The organism is Janthinobacterium sp. EB271-G4-3-2 (assembly GCF_020858035.1).
Lineage (GTDB): Bacteria > Pseudomonadota > Gammaproteobacteria > Burkholderiales > Burkholderiaceae_D > Janthinobacterium > Janthinobacterium aestuarii.
This window is the reverse complement of sequence record NZ_JACYMG010000005.1, coordinates 59,771-78,518: the sequence shown is the minus strand read 5'-3', so window position 1 is coordinate 78,518 and position 18,748 is coordinate 59,771. Positions and strand designations below refer to the sequence as shown.

At 63.5% G+C, this 18,748-nt stretch carries 16 protein-coding genes; 7 read left to right on the top strand and 9 right to left on the bottom strand.

The genetic code is table 11. The annotated features are described in order from the left end of the window. Positions 1-151: 151 nt before the first annotated feature. The gene (locus IGS55_RS12605; RefSeq protein WP_230518781.1) at positions 152-1,003 is read right to left on the bottom strand and encodes an SDR family oxidoreductase; all 852 of its coding nucleotides are present in this window, start codon (positions 1,001-1,003) and stop codon (positions 152-154) included. A 116-nt stretch (positions 1,004-1,119) separates the two neighbouring features. Here IGS55_RS12605 and IGS55_RS12600 point away from each other — a divergent pair, with 116 nt between their 5' ends. The 4 genes from IGS55_RS12600 to phaP all read left to right on the top strand — a co-directional run bounded on the left by IGS55_RS12600 (position 1,120) and on the right by phaP (position 4,840). Further along, a complete protein-coding gene (locus tag IGS55_RS12600) occupies positions 1,120-1,548 on the top strand; it encodes a winged helix-turn-helix transcriptional regulator (protein ID WP_230518780.1) in 429 nt (142 codons plus the stop codon). Positions 1,549-1,650: 102 nt separating this feature from the next. Next, the gene (locus tag IGS55_RS12595) at positions 1,651-3,891 is read left to right on the top strand and encodes an ATP-binding protein (RefSeq protein WP_230518779.1); all 2,241 of its coding nucleotides are present in this window, start codon (positions 1,651-1,653) and stop codon (positions 3,889-3,891) included. Between the two features lie 47 nt (positions 3,892-3,938). Further along, positions 3,939-4,133, top strand: a complete 195-nt coding sequence (locus IGS55_RS12590; RefSeq protein WP_230518778.1) for a hypothetical protein — start codon at positions 3,939-3,941, stop codon at positions 4,131-4,133. A 107-nt stretch (positions 4,134-4,240) separates the two neighbouring features. Beyond that, the gene (gene phaP / locus IGS55_RS12585; RefSeq protein WP_230518777.1) at positions 4,241-4,840 is read left to right on the top strand and encodes a TIGR01841 family phasin; all 600 of its coding nucleotides are present in this window, start codon (positions 4,241-4,243) and stop codon (positions 4,838-4,840) included. Positions 4,841-5,024: 184 nt separating this feature from the next. On the opposite strand, the gene IGS55_RS12580 is transcribed toward phaP, so the two are convergent. After that, entirely contained in the window at positions 5,025-6,254 is a 1,230-nt protein-coding gene (locus tag IGS55_RS12580; RefSeq protein ID WP_219329798.1) for an MFS transporter, read from the bottom strand. A gap of 156 nt (positions 6,255-6,410) precedes the next feature. Here IGS55_RS12580 and IGS55_RS12575 point away from each other — a divergent pair, with 156 nt between their 5' ends. From IGS55_RS12575 to IGS55_RS12565, 3 genes are all read left to right on the top strand, one after another. Next, positions 6,411-7,115 (top strand): SMI1/KNR4 family protein, encoded by a 705-nt coding sequence (locus tag IGS55_RS12575; protein ID WP_230518776.1) that lies wholly within the window; start codon positions 6,411-6,413, stop codon positions 7,113-7,115. Between the two features lie 85 nt (positions 7,116-7,200). Further along, entirely contained in the window at positions 7,201-8,853 is a 1,653-nt protein-coding gene (locus tag IGS55_RS12570; RefSeq protein ID WP_230518775.1) for a VRR-NUC domain-containing protein, read from the top strand. Positions 8,854-8,858: 5 nt separating this feature from the next. Next, positions 8,859-11,114, top strand: a complete 2,256-nt coding sequence (locus tag IGS55_RS12565) for an ATP-dependent DNA helicase (protein ID WP_230518816.1) — start codon at positions 8,859-8,861, stop codon at positions 11,112-11,114. Here the strand turns inward: IGS55_RS12565 and IGS55_RS12560 are convergent. From IGS55_RS12560 to senA, 7 genes are all read right to left on the bottom strand, one after another. Beyond that, complete coding sequence (locus IGS55_RS12560) at positions 11,100-11,837, bottom strand: LytR/AlgR family response regulator transcription factor (protein WP_230518815.1); 738 nt, start codon at positions 11,835-11,837, stop codon at positions 11,100-11,102. The two genes, IGS55_RS12565 and IGS55_RS12560, sit on opposite strands and share 15 nt — an antisense overlap. An 11-nt stretch (positions 11,838-11,848) precedes the next feature. Beyond that, the gene (locus tag IGS55_RS12555; RefSeq protein ID WP_230518774.1) at positions 11,849-12,925 is read right to left on the bottom strand and encodes a sensor histidine kinase; all 1,077 of its coding nucleotides are present in this window, start codon (positions 12,923-12,925) and stop codon (positions 11,849-11,851) included. A 6-nt stretch (positions 12,926-12,931) separates the two neighbouring features. Further along, the gene (locus IGS55_RS12550; protein WP_230518773.1) at positions 12,932-13,747 is read right to left on the bottom strand and encodes a LiaI-LiaF-like domain-containing protein; all 816 of its coding nucleotides are present in this window, start codon (positions 13,745-13,747) and stop codon (positions 12,932-12,934) included. Next, on the bottom strand, positions 13,737-14,120 hold the full coding sequence (locus IGS55_RS12545) for a LiaF transmembrane domain-containing protein (protein ID WP_034755139.1): 384 nt from the start codon (positions 14,118-14,120) through the stop codon (positions 13,737-13,739). The genes IGS55_RS12550 and IGS55_RS12545 overlap by 11 nt, the downstream gene beginning before the upstream one ends. Before the next feature lie 381 nt (positions 14,121-14,501). Further along, positions 14,502-15,416: an NAD-dependent epimerase/dehydratase family protein gene (locus IGS55_RS12540; RefSeq protein ID WP_230518772.1), complete on the bottom strand. Its 915-nt coding sequence runs from the start codon at positions 15,414-15,416 to the stop codon at positions 14,502-14,504. Between the two features lie 93 nt (positions 15,417-15,509). Beyond that, positions 15,510-17,456 carry a UvrD-helicase domain-containing protein gene (locus IGS55_RS12535; RefSeq protein WP_230518771.1) on the bottom strand — a complete coding sequence of 649 codons (1,947 nt, stop codon included), beginning with the start codon at positions 17,454-17,456 and terminating at the stop codon, positions 15,510-15,512. 33 nt (positions 17,457-17,489) lie between these two features. Next, positions 17,490-18,686: a selenoneine synthase SenA gene (senA, locus tag IGS55_RS12530; protein ID WP_230518770.1), complete on the bottom strand. Its 1,197-nt coding sequence runs from the start codon at positions 18,684-18,686 to the stop codon at positions 17,490-17,492. Between the last annotated feature and the right edge of the window lie 62 nt (positions 18,687-18,748).

Below are 18,748 nucleotides of genomic sequence, written 5' to 3'. Positions count from 1 at the left end.
CGCATGGTTCAGGTCCATGTGCCTTCGGGTGTAGGGGTTCGAGTCCCTTCGTGGGCACCATTACCTAATTCGCAAAAAAGCCGCAAACTTTCACGAGTTTGCGGCTTTTTTCATTTCCGGATGCCGTGCTGCCACGGCATCCTCCCTCCCCTTACTTGGCCAGCGCCGCCTTGACGGCGTCAAGCAGGCTCGTCGTCGGACGGCCGATCAGCGCGCTCAATTGCTTGCCATGGTCTTCCAGGCCGCCCTTGGCCGTGCCCGCATCGGAGTCGGCCAGCAGATCGGCAAAGCCTTCCGGCACGCCCACGCTCACCAGCGCCGCCTTGAAGTCCGCCTGCGGCAAATCCTTGTACACGATCGCCTTGCCCGACTGGCGCGCCACTTCGGCCGCGTACTCGGCCAGGGTAAAGCCCTGGTCGCCAGCGAGTTCATAGATGGCTTGCGGCTGGGCCGCCGTCAGCACGGCGGCAGCTGCCGCTGCGTAGTCGGCGCGCGCGGCGGACGAGAAGCGCCCGTTTTGCGCCGCGCCCAGCACGACGCCATGCTCGAGCACGGGCGCCAGGTGTTCCGTATGGTTTTCCAGGTACCAGCCGTTGCGCATGACACTGTAAGGCAGGCCGGACGCGCGGATGGCCGCTTCCGTGATCACGTGCTCGGCGGCCAGGCCCAGCGGCGACGTGTCGGCGCGCAAGACGCTGGTATAGGCCAGCAGAGATACGCCGGCGCGCCTGGCCGCATCGATGACGTTCTGGTGCTGCTGGGCGCGCTGGCCCACTTCGCTCGACGAGATCAGCAGTATCTTCGTCGCGCCCTTGAATGCCGCGTCGAGGCTGGCGCCATCGCTGTAATCGGCCTGGCGCACTTGCACGCCCCTGGCGGCCAGGTCGGCGGCCTTGCCAGGGTTGCGCACGGCGGCGATGATATTGGCTGCGGGAACGGACTTGAGCAGGCTGGCAATGACGTGCTGGCCCAGATTGCCTGTGGCGCCGGTGATGACGATCATGATTTCTCCTTGGTACGTGAGTGGTAAAACCCTATAATAGGACTATTACTTACTTATTGTAAGTACGTACCTTTTGGTAAGTATGATTGCCATCCACCTTAACAAGGCCAACTATCATGTCCACAGACACTCCCGGCGCCAGCCTGCGCGCCGCCCTCGCCCGGCAAACCCGGGACGCCCACCTGCTGGCGGCCACCTGCCCGTCGCGCGCCGTGCTCAGCCACCTGACCAGCCGCTGGGCCGTGCTGGTGCTGGTACTGCTGCTGAGCGGCACGCGGCGCTTCAGCGAGCTGCGCCGCGAAGTGGGCGGCGTCAGCGAAAAAATGCTGGCGCAAACGCTGGAAGCGCTGACCGGCGACGGCTTCGTGCTGCGCCAGGCGTATCTGGTGATACCGCCCAAGGTGGAATACAGCCTCACGCCGCTGGGACGCGAGGCGGCCGAACGCCTGGCCGTGCTGGTCGACTGGATCGAGGATAATTACCCGCGCATCGAACAGGCGCGCGCCGACCTGGCCGCGGCGCCCGCAGCGCAAAACGCCGCGTAAACGAGACCCATCCGCATTGCTTTTAGTCATCAAGAATTATCGTTTACTCCTACTTGCCTTGATGTAATACTAGGCCCATGAAACGCGTAAGGGCGCGACACCATGAACCAGTTGATTTCTTCCATCACCGACCGGGCCAATGTGCTGCTGGTCAGCAATTCGCCGAACGATGTGCGCGAACTGCTGTATATGCTGGACCGGCATAACCTGGGCACGGGACTGGCGGGCGATATCGACAAAGGCGTGGAACTGGCGGCCGGCGGCACGGACCTGATCCTGCTCGACGCGGCCCTGGCGGGCTCGAATATCGGCGCCACCTGCATGCGCTTGCGCAATGCGGGCGGACGCCACGGCGTGCCCCTGCTGCTGATGTCGGCCACGCCCAGCGCCGAGGAGCAGGGCCGCAGCGTGGGCGCCGGCGCCTCCGACTACATCAAGATGCCCTTCAATGCGCGCGACGTGGCGGAAAAAATCCTCATGGAACTGGCGCTGCACAAGGCCGAGACGCCGGCGCCGCGCGCGACCACGCCGCCGCGCCCCCTGCATCCGCAAACGCTGGAAGTCAATTACCACTCGATACTGGCCGGTTCGCCCGACGCCGTGCTGCTGTTCGATATCGACAACGGCCTGCTGATCGACGCCAACCACCTGGCCGAAGAATTGTTCGGCATGCCGCTGGCCGAGCTGCTGCAAGGCGGCATGGAGCCGCTGTTCCCCAAACATCAGAGCGATGGACGCGCTTCGCCGCAGCTGCTGGAAGAAAAGATCCGCGATACCTTGCAAGGCAAGATCGTCGTCTTCCGCGCCAGCTGCTGCCACCGCGACAGCCGCCCGATCGCCTGCGAAATCCGCCTGATGCGCCTGTCCGTGCCGGGCCGCCAGCTCGTGCATGCGCGCATCATCGACTTGACAGAGCGCAACCTCGCCGAAGCGATGCGCTCGGGCCAGAGCGCCCTGCTGGAGATGGTCGCCAAGGGCGCGCCCCTGATTCCCACGCTGAACCAGCTGCTGCTGTTGATCGAAGGCCAGTCGCGCGGCGTGCTCTGCTCCATCATGCTGCTCGACGATGACGGCATCCACATGCACAGCGCGGCCGGCCCCAGCCTGCCGGCAGACTACATGGCCCTGCTCGAAGGCGTGGCCATCGGCCCCGGCGTAGGCTCTTGCGGCACGGCCATGTCCCTGCGGGAACCGGTGGTGGTCAGCGACATCATGTGCGATCCGCTGTGGGCGCCCTACCGCGAACTGGCCGCGCCGTTCGGCTTGCGCGCCTGCTGGTCGCAGCCCATCTTCGGCCAGGATGGCGCCGTGCTCGGCTCGTTCGCCATGTACTACCGCGAGGTGCGCCTGCCCGACGCGCGCGACCTCGAGCTGATCGACACGGCGACCGACCTGGCCGGCATCGCAATTGGCCGCATGCGCCACGAACGCGAGCTGCAGCGCCACCGCACCCACCTGGAAGAACTGGTGGCCGAACGTACGGCGGCCCTGACGCAGGCCAAGGAACAATCGGAGCAGACGAACCGCGAATTGGCCGCCGCGCTGGAAAACCTGTCCATCACGCAGGAAGAACTGGTGCGCCGCGACAAGCTGGCCGCGCTCGGCGCGCTCGTCGCCGGCATCGCACATGAACTCAATACGCCGATCGGCAACGGCCTCGTGGTAGCCACCACCATGGCCGAACGCACGCGCGAAATCCAGGCCAGCTTCCTCGACGGTTTGCGCCGTTCCGAACTGGGCGCCTACCTGACGCAGGCCAGCGAGGCGGACGCCATCATGCTGCGCAACCTGCAGCGCGCGGCCGACCTCGTCTCGAGCTTCAAGCAGATCGCCGTCGACCGCGCCAGCTCGCAACGCCGCCACTTCCTGCTGCGCCAGTTCGTGGCCGAGCTGATGCTGCCCCTGTGCACGCAGCTCAAGGCCGCCGGCCTGAGCCTGACGCAGGATGTGCCCGAGGGCCTGGCGATGGACAGCTATCCGGGTCCGCTGGGCCAGGTACTGAGCAACCTGCTGGAAAACTGCCTGCGCCACGCCTTTGAGGGCCGCAGCAGCGGCACCATTCACATCAGGGCGCGCGGCAGCGACGACGGCAAAACGATCACCATGTCCATCGCCGACACGGGCGTGGGCATCGCCGCCGACGACCTCGTGCACGTCTACGACCCTTTCTTCACGACCAAGCTCGGTTCCGGCGGCTCGGGCCTGGGCCTGCATGTGGCGCACAACATCGTCACGGGCGTGCTGGGCGGCCATATCGACGCCACCAGCAGCACGGGCGACGCCAGCGGCACCACCTTCACCCTGCAGCTGCCCGCCGTGGCGCCGCAATCGCCCGCGCCCTGAACGGCAAGCGCGCTACAATGCCCTCAAGCATTTCTTTCGGAGCAACCATGAAATACCTGATCGCCACGGCCCTGCTGGCAGTGTGCGCCTGCGCAATGGCCGGACCTGCCCCCTGGTACAAATGGCGCAGCAAGATCGACGGCACCCTGTCGTGCGCCCAGTCCACCCTGGGATTTGGCTGGGAACTGGCCTCGGGACCGTACAAAGATAGCCGTTGCGAAAAACCGGCGCTTGCTAAATAATGGGGCCATGACCACACGGGGCACCGGCTTGAGATCAAGCGATGGCATTGCGGCGTCGAAAGAGTATGGAACGATAAGAACGTATCTATTCAAACCGAGGAGACCACATGTTTACGAATCCCGAACAATTCGCATCGGCCACCAAGGCCCTGTTTGAATTCCAGCTGATGACCTTCAACACCCTCACCTCGAAGGCCGTGCAAGGCGTGGAACAGGTGCTGGCATTGAACATGGCCACCGCCAAGTCCGGCATCGAGGATGGCATCGCCGCCGGCAAGGAAATCAGCCAGGCCAAGGATCCGAAGGCCGCCATGGCAGCCGCCGCTGCACAGCTGCAACCGGGCGTGGCCGGCGCCAAAGCGTATAAACAGCAACTCGACGACATCATCAAGGAAATCCACACGGAATTCACCACGGCCGCCGAAGCCCACGTGGCCGAAGCAAAAAGCAATCTGAGCGCCCTGATCTACGACGTCACGAAAAACGTGCCTCCAGGCTCGGAAAACGCCGTCGCCATCGTCAAGGCCGCCATCGATAATGCCTTTCTCGGCTACGAGCAAGTGACCAAGGCCACGAAACAGGCCGTGAAGACCGTGGAAGAGCAGATCGCCAAGGCCAGCGCGCAAGTGGCGCAGGCCACGGAAAAAGCCACGGCCGCACCTGAAAAAGCAGCGCCGGCGGCCAAACCGAAGGCTGCCAAAAAGTAAGCCATAGGTCGGATTAGCGGGGCCGCCGAGGCGCGGCAAGGCCGCGCGTAATCCGACGCACTGCTGGCGCTGATGGTGATGTCGGATTACGCGCTTGCGCGCTAATCCGACCTACCCGACCTACAAGAATTCACCGGCAGGGTCCGGTATTCGCCCCCTCCCATACCCCCGAAATAGCCTGAGCCTAGCTGCAGAAATCCTGGCATGCCTTCGCCTCGACGGCGCCGTCCAGCTGGCGGCGCCAGGCCGCCATGCGCCACGCGGCCCAGGCGGCGGACAAGGCGCCCGCGACGAGTATCAGCCGCGTGTCGATCAGGGTCAGCACCGAGCCGCTGAGGGCGACGACGATGTTGGCGATGCAAAACGTAGTGGCCAGCAAACCCATCACGGCGCCCTGTCCGTGCGCGCTGAAGCGCTCGGCGCACCAGCCCTGTATCACCGTGTTGTACAGCGCATTCGGAATGCCGAACAGGACGATGGCGGCGATGCCCACCCAGATATTACCCAGCGCCAAGATCCCTACGGCCAGCGCCACGCCGCACGCATACCAGCAGGCCCGCAGCAGCGGCGCATGGCGGCTGGGACCGCCCGCCAGCAAGGACGTGATGGTCATCGTGCCGCACAGGCCCACGTTCACCCAGGCAATCTCCTGTGCATGGTAATTGGCCGTCTCGACCAGCCACAGTGGATAGAACTCGTAAAAACTGGCCACGCCGCACGTAAATGCCAGTTGCACGATGAACAGGGTGCGCAGCTCCTCATGGCGCAGCAAATTGAGCGAATGGCGGTCGCGCGCGACCTGCCACCATGACGTCGTCAATAACGAGGGCGTTTCACGCTGTAAACCCACGGCCACCAGCACGGCGACGAGCATCAGGGCGGCGGCGGCGATCCAGAACGGCACCGTCACGCCCCAATGCAGGGTCGCGCCCGCCAGGATCGGGCCCACCAGCCAGCCCAGGTAAAACGCGCCGTTCAGCCACGACATGGCGCGCAGGCGCAGCGGCCCCGTCAACTGATCGGCCAGCATGGCGCGCGCCACGGCGCCGTTTCCCTCCAGCAAACCGGTGATGAAACGGGCGACAATAAACAGTGGATAGGACTGGATCACCAGCGCCCAGGCCGTGATGGCATGGCCGATGGCGGCGCCCACGGCCGTGCGCATCAGCAAGGGACGGCGGCCATAGCGGTCGGACAAGGGACCCAGCAAGGCCGAGCCGATCAGCAAGCCCAGCGGGTTGATGGTCAGCGCCAGGCCGAACAGCAATTTCGACGGCAAGCCCAGGAAATTGTTGAAGGCATTCGGCGCCTCGGCCGCGAACAGGGGCGGCAGGATCGGGTATGGCAGCGAGGCGCCGATGGTCGACAGCAGCGCCAGCAGGCAGGCGGCGGAAATAAGGATGATGTTTTTCATGCGGGTTCGGCGGATGTTAGTCTGGCAAGCATACGTGACCATGCCACATAAGCAAACTTAAATGTTTATTAATGATGTCCATCGTTGCTGCCGTGAAGCGTGCGAGGCACGGCCTCGGCTATCATGCCCAGACGAATCACGTTGAACGGGGCAAACATGACACTGTCAGAAATTGAACAGCAGCACGGCTTCACCTATCCCGCATTGTATCGGCAGCTGGAGCGCGACGGCATGCTGGCCGTGGGCGAATACGGCCCCGACTGGTACAAGCTCGTCTACCCCACCTTGACGGAGCGGCCCACCCTGCTGCTGCATGCGGACGATTTCGAATTGCTCAACATCGTAGCCGTCGCCGCCGAAGCGGAAACCTTGCTGGATACGGACGATTACCGTCAGATCGATCCCGCCTTCCAGTTCATCCCGTTTGCGCAAACGGGCGCGGGCGACCACTACTGCTTTTTCGCGTCAAGCGAGCAAGACGGCGAGATGCCCATCGTACTGCTGTGGCATGACGAGAATGAAGCCCGGTACCTGGCGAAAAACCTGCAAGATTTCATGGTTCACATGTTGTTGAACAGCATGGCCGACCAGGATACGTACAACGACGTCAGCGACGAGGCATTCAAGGAGCAACTGGCAAAAACCCTGGGCACGCATGCGCGCTACCTGACGGCGCGGCAAGCCGAAGTGTTGCACGCCTTGCTGGCCAGGGACATCATCGATTACGAAGTGGCGCTGCCCAAGGGACGCACGGAAACGCACAGGGGATTGCTGACCGATATCGAACTGGCCAGCCTGCGCGCAGAACTGATTCCCTGTGAAAAGTTCGACAGCTGTTTTGCCTACAGCACGGATGACTGAACATAAAATCACTGGGCAAGCGGCGGCTGAAGGTTTAAACTGTATATAAACACAGTAAAAACCATCACCTTGCCCTATTGCCCCCATGTTGAGAGTCCTGGAAAATCCCCTGTACTATCTGGATAATTTCCAGGATGTGCTGAGCTGGATCAGCGCGCGTTACGCCGATCTGCTGAGTCCTGAAGAAACGCAGTTCATCGCCGCCTTCGGCGCATTGCCGCAGCCCTCGCGCGCCCTGTTCGTGCGCCTCGTCATGCGCAAGGGGTGCCTGTTTCGCGCCAGCAAGCTCAATTACCCGGAAATCGGCGACACGCGCGCGGCCGCCCTGCCCTTGCTGGCCCTGGAATGGGTCGACGCCGATCCCGTCATCGCGCTCGACGAACTGTTCGACTTGCTGCTGAAAGTAGAAATCGCCCAGGCCTTCGGCCTCGCCGCACCGCTGAAGACGGCGCGCAAGGCCGAGCAACTGGACGCCTTGCGCGAGCGGCATACGGAAAGTAAACCATTCTCAGCATGGCATCCGGCCTGCACCGACGTGCTGTACCGCATCGGCCTGCAAGCGCTGTGCGACCGCCTGCGCCTGATTTACTTTGGCAACTACCACCAGGACTGGTCGGAATTCGTGCTGTCCGACCTTGGCGTGTATCAATACGAAAAAGTGGAATTCTCGCCGCAGTCGCGCGGCTTTCGCACGCGCCAGGATATCGAACACTATGAAGTGCTGCACCAGTGCCGCGAACGCTACAACGACAGCGCGCCGGCCGACGAGGTGCTGCAGGAACTGGCTGCGCTGCCCTTGTCCGAGGACAATACCTGGCTGGCCAGCCGGCGCGACAAGCTGCGCTTCCAGATCGCCCAGCACCTGGAAAAATGCCAGGATTGGCCGGCCGCCTACCGCGCCTACGCCGATTGCCGCTATCCGGGCGCGCGGGGCCGCGCCATCCGCGTGCTGGAAAAAGATGAGCAGCCGCAAGCGGCCTATGAGCGCCTGACGATCGCCCTGGCGGCGCCGGAAAGCGAAGCGGAACAGCAATTGCTGCTGCGCATGGCGCCCCGTTTGCGGCGCAAGCTGGGCCAGGCAAAACAGATAGCCAGCGCCCCCGCCGCCGTGGAACGCATCGACCTGCTGCTGCCCTATCCTGAACAAACGTGCTACGTGGAAGGCGTGGTGCAGCAGCATTTGATGCGGGACGACTCTCCCGTGTACTACGTGGAAAACACCCTGATCAACTCGCTGTTCGGCCTGCTGTGCTGGCCCGCCATCTTCAAGCCCATGCCGGGCGCCTTCTTCCACCCGTTCCACCGCGGCCCGGCCGACTTGCACAGCGCCGATTTTTACCAGCGCCGCAGCAAGGACTTTGCCGCCTGCCTGGCGCAACTGGACGACGACAGCTACCACGCGGCCATCCGTGCCACGCTTGCCGCCAAGCACGGCATCGTCTCGCCCTTCGTCAGCTGGGACGTGCTGGACGACGGCTTGCTGGACCTGGCGCTGGCCTGCATCCCGGCCGCGCACTTGAAAAAGGCGTTCGAGCGCATCTTGCTCGACATTAAAAGCAACCGCAGCGGCTTTCCCGACCTGATCCAGTTCTGGCCGACCGAACGGCGCTACCGCATGATCGAGGTCAAGGGTCCGGGCGACCGCCTGCAAGACAACCAGCTGCGCTGGATCGCGTATTGCGCCGAGCACGCCATGCCCGTCAGCGTGTGCTACCTGCAGTGGCAGGTGGCCACATGAGCGGCATGAAGTACACGATCGCCGTGCGCGCCCTGTGCGAATTCACGGCCAAGGTGGGCGACCTGGACCTGCGTTTCACGCCCTCGCCCACGGCGCAGGAAGGCATGGCCGGGCACGCCACCGTGACGAGCCGGCGCGACGACGATTACCAGCGTGAAATTAGTCTTTCCGGCGACTTCGGCCCACTGCACGTGCGGGGCCGCGCCGATGGCTACGACCCGGCGCGGCGCCAGCTGGAAGAGATCAAGACGTACCGGGGCGAGCTCGACACGATGCCCGCCAACCACCGCCAGCTGCACTGGGCGCAGGCGCGCATCTACGGCCACTTGCTGTGCCAGCAGCTGAACCTGCCCATGCTGCGCGTGGCGCTCGTGTATTTCGATATCGCCAGCCAGAAGGAAACCGTCATGCACGAGGAATGCACGGCCGAAGCGCTGCGCACCTTCTTCGAACAGCATTGCGCCCTGTTTCTCGACTGGGCCGAGCAGGAAATGACGCACCGCGCCAGCCGCGACGCGCAACTCACCAGCATGGCCTTTCCCCATGCGGATTTCCGCCCGGGACAGCGCCAGCTGGCCGAAGCCATGTACAAGGCCAGCAGCCGCGGCTGCGGCTTGCTGGCGCAGGCGCCGACCGGCATCGGCAAGACGGTGGGCAGCCTGTTTCCCATGTTGAAAGCGACGGCCGCGCATGGCCTCGATAAACTGTTTTTTCTCGCTGCCAAGGTACCGGGCCGCCAGATGGCGCTCGACGCCTGCGCCATCCTCAAGGATAGCGCCCCGCTGCTGCCCTTGCGCGTACTGGAACTGAGCGCCAAGACCAGCGCCTGCGAACATCGGGACAAAGCGTGCCATGGCGAATCGTGTCCGCTGGCCAAGGGTTTTTACGACCGCCTGCCGCTGGCGCGCGAAGTGGCGCTGGCCAGCGGTTTGATCCTGGACAAGGAAGCCGTGCGCGCCGTCGCCTTGCAGCAGGGTATTTGCCCGTATTACCTGGGCATGGAATTGGCACGCTGGAGCGACGTCGTCATCGGCGACTACAATTATTATTTCGACCTCAGCGCCATGCTGTATGGCATGACATTGGCCCACGACTGGAAAGTCAATGTGCTGGTCGACGAAGCGCACAATATGGTGTCGCGCGCGCGCAGCATGTATACCGCCGAACTGGCGCAGATCGACCTGAAAATGCTGCGCAAGTTCGCGCCCGACACCTTGAAAAAACCGCTCGACCGCCTCTCGCGCCAGTGGACGGCCTTGTTGAAAGAGCAGGATGGCGATTACCACGTGCATGCGGCCTTGCCCGACAAATTCTTTGGCGCCCTGCAAGGCGTGGCGACAGCCATCGGCGACTACATGGCCGAACATGCCACGGCCCTGGACGAAGATTTGCAGCGCTTTTATTTCGACGTGCTGCTGATCAACCGCCTGGCGGAAAGCTTTGGCGAGCATTCGCTGTTCGACGTCAGCAAGACGGAGACGGGCTCCACCGTCTGCATCCGCAACATCGTGCCGGCCCCGTTTCTCAAGGAACGCTTTGCGGCCAGCCACAGCACGGCCCTGTTTTCCGCCACCCTGAGCCCGTGGAATTACTACAGCGATACCCTGGGCATGCCGGCCGACACGGCCTGGGTCGACGTGGAGTCGCCATTCCAGGCGGAACAATTGTCCGTGCGCGTGGCCGACACGATTTCCACGCGCTACCAGCACCGCGCCGCGTCCTTGCTGCCCATTGCCCAATTGATGGCAAAGCAATACGCAGAAACGCCGGGTAACTACCTGGCCTTCTTCAGCAGCTTCGATTACATGGAAAAGACGGCCACCTTGTTCGCCCAGCACTACCCGGACGTGCCCATCTGGCAGCAGCCGCGCCGCATGGATGACGGTGCCCGCGCGCAATTTCTGGGCCGCTTCGGCCTGGAAACACGCGGCATCGGCTTTGCCGTGCTCGGCGGCGCGTTCGGCGAAGGCATCGACTTGCCCGGTGCCCGGCTGATCGGCGCCTTCATCGCCACCCTGGGTTTGCCGCAGATCAATCCCGTCAACGAGCAGATCCGCCAGCGCATGGGCGACATCTTCGGCGCCGGCTACGACTACACGTATCTGTATCCGGGCATGCAAAAAGTGGTGCAGGCTGCTGGCAGGGTGATCCGCACGCAGTCGGACAAGGGCGTCGTCTACCTGATCGACGACCGTTTTTCGCGCCCGGAAATCCGCCAGCTGCTACCCACGTGGTGGGATGTGCAGCTAGCCAACCAGTAATTTCAGCTTTTGGTAGCCCGCCTTGCTCACGGGAATGCGCGTGTCATCGCGCAGGATGGCCACGTGGCTGTCTTTCGTGGCCGCCTCGATGCGGCGGATGCCGTCGATATTGAGCAGATACGACCTGTGCACGCGCAGGAACTTGGCGGGGTCGAGCTGGGTTTCCAGCTCCGACAGTCGCTGGCTTTTCAGATAGGACTTGCCTTCGGAACGGATGCTGATGTAATCGTCCTGCGCCTCGATGTAGTCGATGCGCGCGCTGGCGATGACGTGGACCTTGGCGCCGTCGCGTATCAGCACGCGGTCCAGTGGCGCGACGCGCGTGGCCGCCTCGCGCGCCAGCGTTTGCACCGCAGTGGACGCGGCGGGCGTGCTGCGGTTGGCGCGCGCATGGGCCAGCGCCTGGTCGAAGCGCTGTTCGCTGAACGGTTTCAACAGATAGTCGAGCGCATGGCATTCGAACGCTTTCAAGGCGTACTGGTCATAGGCCGTGACAAAGATCAAACGCGTCTTCGCGCCGATCAGCTCGGCCACTTCAAAGCCGTCCAGGCGCGGCATCTGGATGTCGAGGAACACCAGTTCCGGTTCCAGTTCCGTGATGGCCTTGACGGCGTCAAAGCCGTTGGCGCACTCGGCGACGATCTCGATATCGTCGTGGCGCGCCAGGTATTCGCGCAGCACGCTGCGCGCCAGCAATTCGTCATCGACGATGGCCACCCGCATTCTTGCCTGTATCATGCTTCCTCCGTGTCGCCGGTCTGTGCCGGCATCGATAGCATTACTTCAAACGTCGCGCCGCGCCGCGCCCAGTGCACGCCCGCTTCGTGGCCATACGCGCCGGCCAGTCGCTGGCGCACATTTTCCAGACCCACGCCGTTGCCGCGCGCCGGCCCCTGATCCGCATCGACGGGGTTGCGCACGGCGATCTGCAGCAGGCTGCCCGCGCGCCGGACCTCGATGGCGATCAGGCCGCCCTCCGTCAAGCCGCAGATACCATGCTTGACGGCATTTTCCACGAGCGGCTGTATCAGCATGGGCGGCAACAGACACGCCAGCGCGGCAGTGTCGATGCTTTCCGCCACTTGCAGGCGTGCGCCGAAACGCACCTGTTCGATGGCGAGAAAGTGGCGGATCAGCACCAGTTCCTCTTGCACGGTGATGTGCTTGTGCGCTTCCAGGCTCAGGCTCTGGCGAAAGAAACTGGCCAGCTGCACCGTCATCTGGCGCGCGCCCGCCGCATCGATAGACGTCAGGGCGCTGATGGAGTTCAGGCTGTTGAACAGGAAATGCGGATCGATCTGCGTGCGCAGCATGCGCAGTTGCGCTTCCTGCGCCATCAGCTGCGCTTCCAGGCCCCGCTGCTCGGCCATCCTGGCGCGCACGAATTCCAGCAGCAGGTAATGCACGGCGGCGGCCAGGCAATACAGCAGCGCGCCCAGGCCGAAGAACAGGGCCAGCAGCGATGGCGTCAGGTTCACGCCCAGCCAGTGCTGCTCCATCAACTGGCTGACGCTGTTCAAAAATTGCAGCAGGGTCGCCCACAGCAAGCCCGCGAACAGGGCCGCCACGCCCATCACGCTGGCAATGGCGAACGGATGGCGGGCGTGCAAGGGATAGGCGCGGCACAAATAAAACGCGGAAAACCCCGAGCCGATCGCATACACGAGCGTGGCAGGCACCACCAACAGCATCGCATTGAGCCAGGGCGCGTGCGCCACCCTGGCCAGGATGGAGGCCAGGGCCAGGCCCAGCGCGATGCAGACCAGCAACACCACCACGGCGCCGCGCCGCTTCGACAAGGAGCCGGACATGCGCGCCTAGTTGCGGATTTCCAGGCCGCCCATGATGGCGTAGCCCGTCACGTACAAACGCTTGTTCTGGTTCGGCGGCACGATGGTCTTTTCTTCGAAACCGCCAAGGATGGGCGTGCCCTGCAGCACGACGCTCCAGTCGGGCGGGATCTTGATCGTGACGCCGCCGCACAGGGCAAATACGTTGAGCACGGCTTCGCCTTCGATCGAGGCCTGGCGCAAGTCGATTTCGCAGCCGGCCATGATGACGTTGATATCGCCGCCCTTGAAGCGCTGCGACGATACGCGCCGTACGTAGCCGCCCAGGATGGCCGTCACTTCGATGATGCTGTCGTCATCCGCCTGGCCTCCGGCGCCGGGCGCTGCAGTGGCATCGGCCGGTTCCTTGTCGAGCGATACGGCGCCATTCCTGGCCTGGCCGAAGGAATCGGGCGCGGCGCTGGCATCGGGCGGCGCGGCAAAGTGCCGGCGGCGCTGCCGCTGCTGCCCGCCGGGCAAGGATTTCGACACGACGGCCACGCCGGCGGCAATGATGAGCAGCGGCCACAGCATGCTCCAGTTGATATAGAACAAGCCCATGGCTTTCAAGGTCCAGCTCAGGCCCAGCAAGACCATCACGCCGCCGACGATGTAGCCGGAGCGGGAATGGCTTTGCGATATTTTCAGCAAGCCGAAAATGATGAGGATGGTGGGCCAGAAGCGGAAGGTATAGCGCACATTGATGAAGCCGAGGTTATCGAGCAGGAACAGCAGCCCCAGGCCGATGACGATGACGCCCAGCACGATCTGCGATGGCGAGTGCAGCGGCGGTCTATTTTTCATGCTCGGACTCCCGGTAGGCAATAAAATGTTTGTTCAACAGCGGTTCCAGCACGAGGCCCACGCCCCAGGCAATCAGCAAGGCTGGCCAGCTATTGTAGAAATTCAAGTTCCACAGTTCTTCATACGATACATACCACCAGGCGGCGAAGAAAATCAGCCACAGGCCGCTCAGTACCTGCTTGGCGGACACGGGCGTGAGCAGCTTGTTCAGGCCGAAAACGGCCAGTATCACTGGCCAATAATGCCATAGTGCATAGTAATCATGGAGATAGATCACATCGAGCCGGTCCAGCAGGATGATGGCGCCGATGGCGATCAGCAGCACGCCCCACAGCAGCTGGGTACGGCGGTAATACGCTGGTTCAGGTTTCACGGTCACCCCTTGAAGTTGGTTGATCGTAAAGATACGCGGATTTCGGGCGCGCGAAAACACCGCTTCGGCGAATGGCGGACAGGTGGCGGTGAATGGCGCAACGGCAGAAAAAACAGGCAAAAAAAAGACCGGCTAGGCCGGCCTTGAAGGGGTTCGCAGTATACACCGCGACCTGGAGTGGCAGTGCACGGCCGCAGAGCGCAAGCGCGCCGGCGGCGGAAATCTGGTGCCGATCCTCGAGGCGACCGGCTGACCTGCTGGAAGATCGAACATGCCGCCAACTTCACGGCAGTGCGTCTCAACCAAGCAAAGCCATCATACTCCCGATCGCAAAACAGCACCGTTCGCTAGCGCACACTGATGCGGTTTTGCTGAGCTGTATCAAGCAGGCGTGACGTGCGGCGAACGCAGCATGCCGTTCCCGATCCATGCCAGCACGGACGGTCCCTGCGGCTGCCAGCCCAGCAGCTTGCGTGCCCGCTCGCCGCGCACGCGGCTGTTGGAGCCGAGGCCGTAGGACGCCATCTCGTAGCCCCACTCGGCAATGGCCTCGGGCAACGGCCAGTCCTGTGCGGGACCCAGGTCCAGTGCGGTGGCGATGGCGGCCGTCATGTCGCGGAAAACCGCTTCGCCCGATTCGACGAAGTAAAAGGTGCCGGCGGGCGACTTTTCCAGCGCCAGCAGATACAGGCTGACGACGTCGTCGATGTGCACGTTGGACCAGATATTGCGTCCCGGCCCCACGTGGCGCACGATGCCGCTCTTGCGCGCCTGTTTCACCAGGCGGGGCAATTGCACGCTGTCGCGCGGCAAGGCGCCGTGGCCGTAGATCAGGGTGTTGCACAGCACGCTGGCGCGCACGCCCTTGCCTGCGCTGGCCAGCACCAGATCATCGATGGCGACCCGAGCCGCCTTGTCGGCCGTCGGTGCCGGCAGCTTGTCTTCAAAGTAAATCTGTTCCGTGCCCTCGCCGCCCGACGCATCGCCCACGATGGACGAGCCGCTCGTGTGCAAAAACACCTTGTTGGTGCCGGCCAGCGCTTCAAGGATCGCTTCGACGGCGCCGCGGTGATCGCTGCTGGCCGCATTGATGACGGCGTCCGCCGCCTTCGCCTGCTCAATGAGCAGTTCTCGGTCGTTCAAATCGCCGTGCACCCCCAACACGCCGATGGTGGCCAGCTCGGCCGCCTGCTCCGGTTTGCGCACAAGCCCCGTCACCTGATGGCCGGCCCGCACGAGGCCCGCCGCGATGGAACTGCCGATGAAACCTGCCGCGCCTGTCAAGAAAATCTTCATGCTTTACTCCTGTCTGGTTAGATTGCTGTCAATCACACCAGCCCAGTATGCCCGCTTTCGTCTTTCGCAAAAAGCCGCCGCACAGCAAAAGATCTATGACTTCGGCGCAATAATCTTCTGCTTGAGCTGCAGGGCGGCGATGTAGCGGCTACGGTAGGCGGGGTCTTCCGGCGTCAGCAAGGTCAGCCTGTCGCGCGCGCGCGTGGCGGCCACATAGAAACGGTTTTCCTCTTCCAGCGGGTCGGTCTTGCTGCGCGGGAATTCATCGACGGCCAGGTAGGGCAAGATCACGTGGTTGTATTCGAGGCCCTTGATCTGTTCGATGCAGGCGATGACCAGTTTGGCCTTGCCGGTCGAGACCGTCACCGCTTCTTCCATCTCGCCCAGCCAGCCCGCAAAGCCGCCCAGCGCCACGCCCGCTTCGCTGCACACGGCGATAAAACCGTGCAGGGAGCGGGCTACAACCCGCGCCTGGGCCGGGTCGACGTAGATACGGCGCGCCGTCTGTTCCAGCTGCATCAGACCAAAGATGTGCCGCAGCGCGTCACCCGCCAGCGCATCGGGAGGCAGCGCGCGCAGGTAATCGACGGCGGCCAGGGTCAGCGCCGCCTTGTCCTGGTTTTGCGACTTGGCCAGCTGGTTCGTCAAAAAGCCTTCCAGCAAGTCCGGATAGTTGGCCACGTCGGCCTTGGCTTGCTGCAGTTCCGCGCGCGTAAAAGGGATTTCCGCGAACGCCACCAGGGCTTCGAGGATCTCGCCGCGGCGCGGGCCGCTTTTGATCGCGTGCAAATCCTTGCGGGCGATGGCGACCATGCCGCGCAGCATCAGCACTTCCAGGCTCAGCAGATAGCTGTTCATGTCCACCAAGCCATATGCGATGCCGCTCTGGAACAGCGCCGTTTCCACGCGGATGGCCTGGTCGCGGTCGCGCAGCAAAATGGCCGTCGTGCCCGCATGCGCGTGTTCGAGGGCGGCGATCAGCTGGGCGCTGCATGCCTGCGGCTGCGCATGGTCATATTCCAGCAGCTCGATGTGGGTGGCGCGCGACAGGGCCGACACGCTGGCCTTGTTTTTCAGCACGCCCACGGCCTGCGCCAGCTGCGGGCCATAGCGGTAGGATGCCGTCAGCGGCAAGCGCTGCAAGGTGGGGAATTCCTGCTCGAAGCGCTGGCGCAGGAAGCGGTGGTCGGCGCCCGACCACGTGTAAATGACTTGATCCTTGTCCCCGGCGCCGCAGAAAAACGCGTTGCCGCGGCGTATGAGCATGGTCAGCAGGCGGAACGATGCTTCATTCAAATCGTGCAATTCATCGGCCACGATGATCTGGAAGGCCGGCAGTTGCTGGCGCAGCGGCTCGTCGCCATCGAGCATGCGCACGAGGTCGTAGGTGGCGTCGAATGGCGCGCGGAACTGGATGTCGCCCGTGTCGGCGCCGCGCAAGCCTTCATATTCGCGCAGCCACAGATAATGCGTGCGCGACATGCCCAGCAGCTCCAGGTTGTCGTCCAGGGAATTGCTCTCGAAGTCAGGATTCTGGAAATCCAGGCGCGCCTTGGTGCGCAGCTGCAATTTCAAAAATTCGGCGATGGCCCCGTTCGTCGTGTTGATTTCCAGCGGATAGCGGTGAGCGTACTTTTCCGACACCACTTCCAGCGCCTCCCAGGCTACCGGGCGCAGCTCTTCATCACTGCGCATGGCTGCCACCTGCATGTTTTCCATCTGCAGCAGCACCTTGGCGGCAAAGGCGTCGAAGGTGTCGATGGTCAGGCGCTTGACGACGCCGAGCGGCACGCCCACTTCCAGCAGGCGCTGGCGCAGGGCCACGCGCGCCGCTTCCGTGAAGACCAGGGCCAGCATGCGTTCGGGCGCGCGGCCCCGGTGCAGCGCTTCGGCCAGGCGCAGGGCCAGGGTCGTCGTCTTGGCCGCGCCGGCATTGGCGTCGATCAACACCACTTTCTTTTGCGCCGTCTGGATGGCGACCTGTTCCGGCGTGGGCGTGATGCGTTTGGGAATGAACTGCGGGGCGTTATCTGTACTCAAGGGTATCCTGAAATGATGTCTGTTCTCGACGCGCTACCAGGCGCAGGTGCGCAGGCCGGCAAAGATGTCGCCCCGTTCGGGCGCATGGAAGGCGCGCATGCGGGCCGAATGCAGGCGTGGCGGCGTGGCGAAGGCGGCGCCGCGCAGCACCTGGTGCCGCATGAAATACGGTGCGGAATATTCGCGCCAGGCATCCGCTGCAAAGCCCGGATATGGTTCGAACGGCGTCGCCGTCCACTCCCACACCTGGCCCCAGTGGAAGCGTGGATGGGCGGACAGCGCAGCATACTCCCATTCCGCCTCGGTCGCCAGGCGGCGCCCCGCCCAGGCGCAGTACGCCTGCGCTTCATACAGATTGATGTGGCGCACGGCTTCATTCGGCGGCAAGGTCGTGCGCTGGCCGAAACGCATGGTGCGCCACTGTGTTGCTTCGCGCAGCCAGTACAGGGGGGACGAGCGCTCCTGCTGCATCAGCCAGGCGCTGCCGGCCGCACTCCAGAACTGGCGGTTCTGGTAGCCGCCGTCGGCGACAAAATCGGCAAACTGGGCGTTCGATACGGCGCAGGCATCGATGGAAAACGGCGGCACGTAGCAGGCATAAGGCGGCGATTCATTGTCGAAGGCAAATCCGGCCCCGCGCGGCGAGCCCAGTTCGATGGTACCGCCAGGAAAAGCGATCTCACCGGCCCCTGGCGGCAAAGCCGGGCTGACCGCCAGCGATTCCGGCGCTTCCAGGCCCAGCCATTGCAAACCGGCCAGCATTTCTTCGCCACACAAGTCTTCATGGGCCAAGGCCAGCCGGTACGGCGCCAGGGCGCTGTCGACATTGGCTTCGCGCGACAGTTTATCGAGCACCCGGTCGAGCACTTCGCGGCAATACGTCTTCACGGCGCCCGGACTGGGCAATTCCAGCTTCCAGCGCGCGCGGTGCTCCACCATGTTGGCGTCGAACAAGTCATCGCCGCGCGTCAGCAGCGAGTTATAAATAGCGTCGGCCGGATGGCTGGAAGCGGCTTCGCGCAGGATGAACCACTCGGCAAACCAGGCAATGTGCGCGAGTTGCCACAAGGGCGGATTGAGGCGCGGATGACGGGGCATGCCGGCCACCACGTCCAGGCCGGCAGTAACGTAACAGTCGAACAGCGATAAAGTATCGTGGCGCGCAGCCTGCAGCGACTGGGCCAGTTGTTGCGCGCCGGCGTGGCGAAAAGAGGCGTTGATTAAAGTCATGGCCTGATTGTAACGACTTATACCAACCTTGCACCAGTCGCCGGGGAAACAAGGGGCGACAC

Excerpts from the sequence above, each read along its gene's own strand:
- IGS55_RS12605 (WP_230518781.1), bottom strand. The coding sequence starts at position 1,003 with ATGATCGTCATCACCGGCGCCACAGGCAATCTGGGCCAGCACGTCATT.
- IGS55_RS12600 (WP_230518780.1), top strand. The coding sequence starts at position 1,120 with ATGTCCACAGACACTCCCGGCGCCAGCCTGCGCGCCGCCCTCGCCCGG.
- IGS55_RS12595 (WP_230518779.1), top strand. The coding sequence starts at position 1,651 with ATGAACCAGTTGATTTCTTCCATCACCGACCGGGCCAATGTGCTGCTG.
- IGS55_RS12590 (WP_230518778.1), top strand. The coding sequence starts at position 3,939 with ATGAAATACCTGATCGCCACGGCCCTGCTGGCAGTGTGCGCCTGCGCA.
- phaP (WP_230518777.1), top strand. The coding sequence starts at position 4,241 with ATGTTTACGAATCCCGAACAATTCGCATCGGCCACCAAGGCCCTGTTT.
- IGS55_RS12580 (WP_219329798.1), bottom strand. The coding sequence starts at position 6,254 with ATGAAAAACATCATCCTTATTTCCGCCGCCTGCCTGCTGGCGCTGCTG.
- IGS55_RS12575 (WP_230518776.1), top strand. The coding sequence starts at position 6,411 with ATGACACTGTCAGAAATTGAACAGCAGCACGGCTTCACCTATCCCGCA.
- IGS55_RS12570 (WP_230518775.1), top strand. The coding sequence starts at position 7,201 with ATGTTGAGAGTCCTGGAAAATCCCCTGTACTATCTGGATAATTTCCAG.
- IGS55_RS12565 (WP_230518816.1), top strand. The coding sequence starts at position 8,859 with ATGAAGTACACGATCGCCGTGCGCGCCCTGTGCGAATTCACGGCCAAG.
- IGS55_RS12560 (WP_230518815.1), bottom strand. The coding sequence starts at position 11,837 with ATGCGGGTGGCCATCGTCGATGACGAATTGCTGGCGCGCAGCGTGCTG.
- IGS55_RS12555 (WP_230518774.1), bottom strand. The coding sequence starts at position 12,925 with ATGTCCGGCTCCTTGTCGAAGCGGCGCGGCGCCGTGGTGGTGTTGCTG.
- IGS55_RS12550 (WP_230518773.1), bottom strand. The coding sequence starts at position 13,747 with ATGAAAAATAGACCGCCGCTGCACTCGCCATCGCAGATCGTGCTGGGC.
- IGS55_RS12540 (WP_230518772.1), bottom strand. The coding sequence starts at position 15,416 with ATGAAGATTTTCTTGACAGGCGCGGCAGGTTTCATCGGCAGTTCCATC.
- senA (WP_230518770.1), bottom strand. The coding sequence starts at position 18,686 with ATGACTTTAATCAACGCCTCTTTTCGCCACGCCGGCGCGCAACAACTG.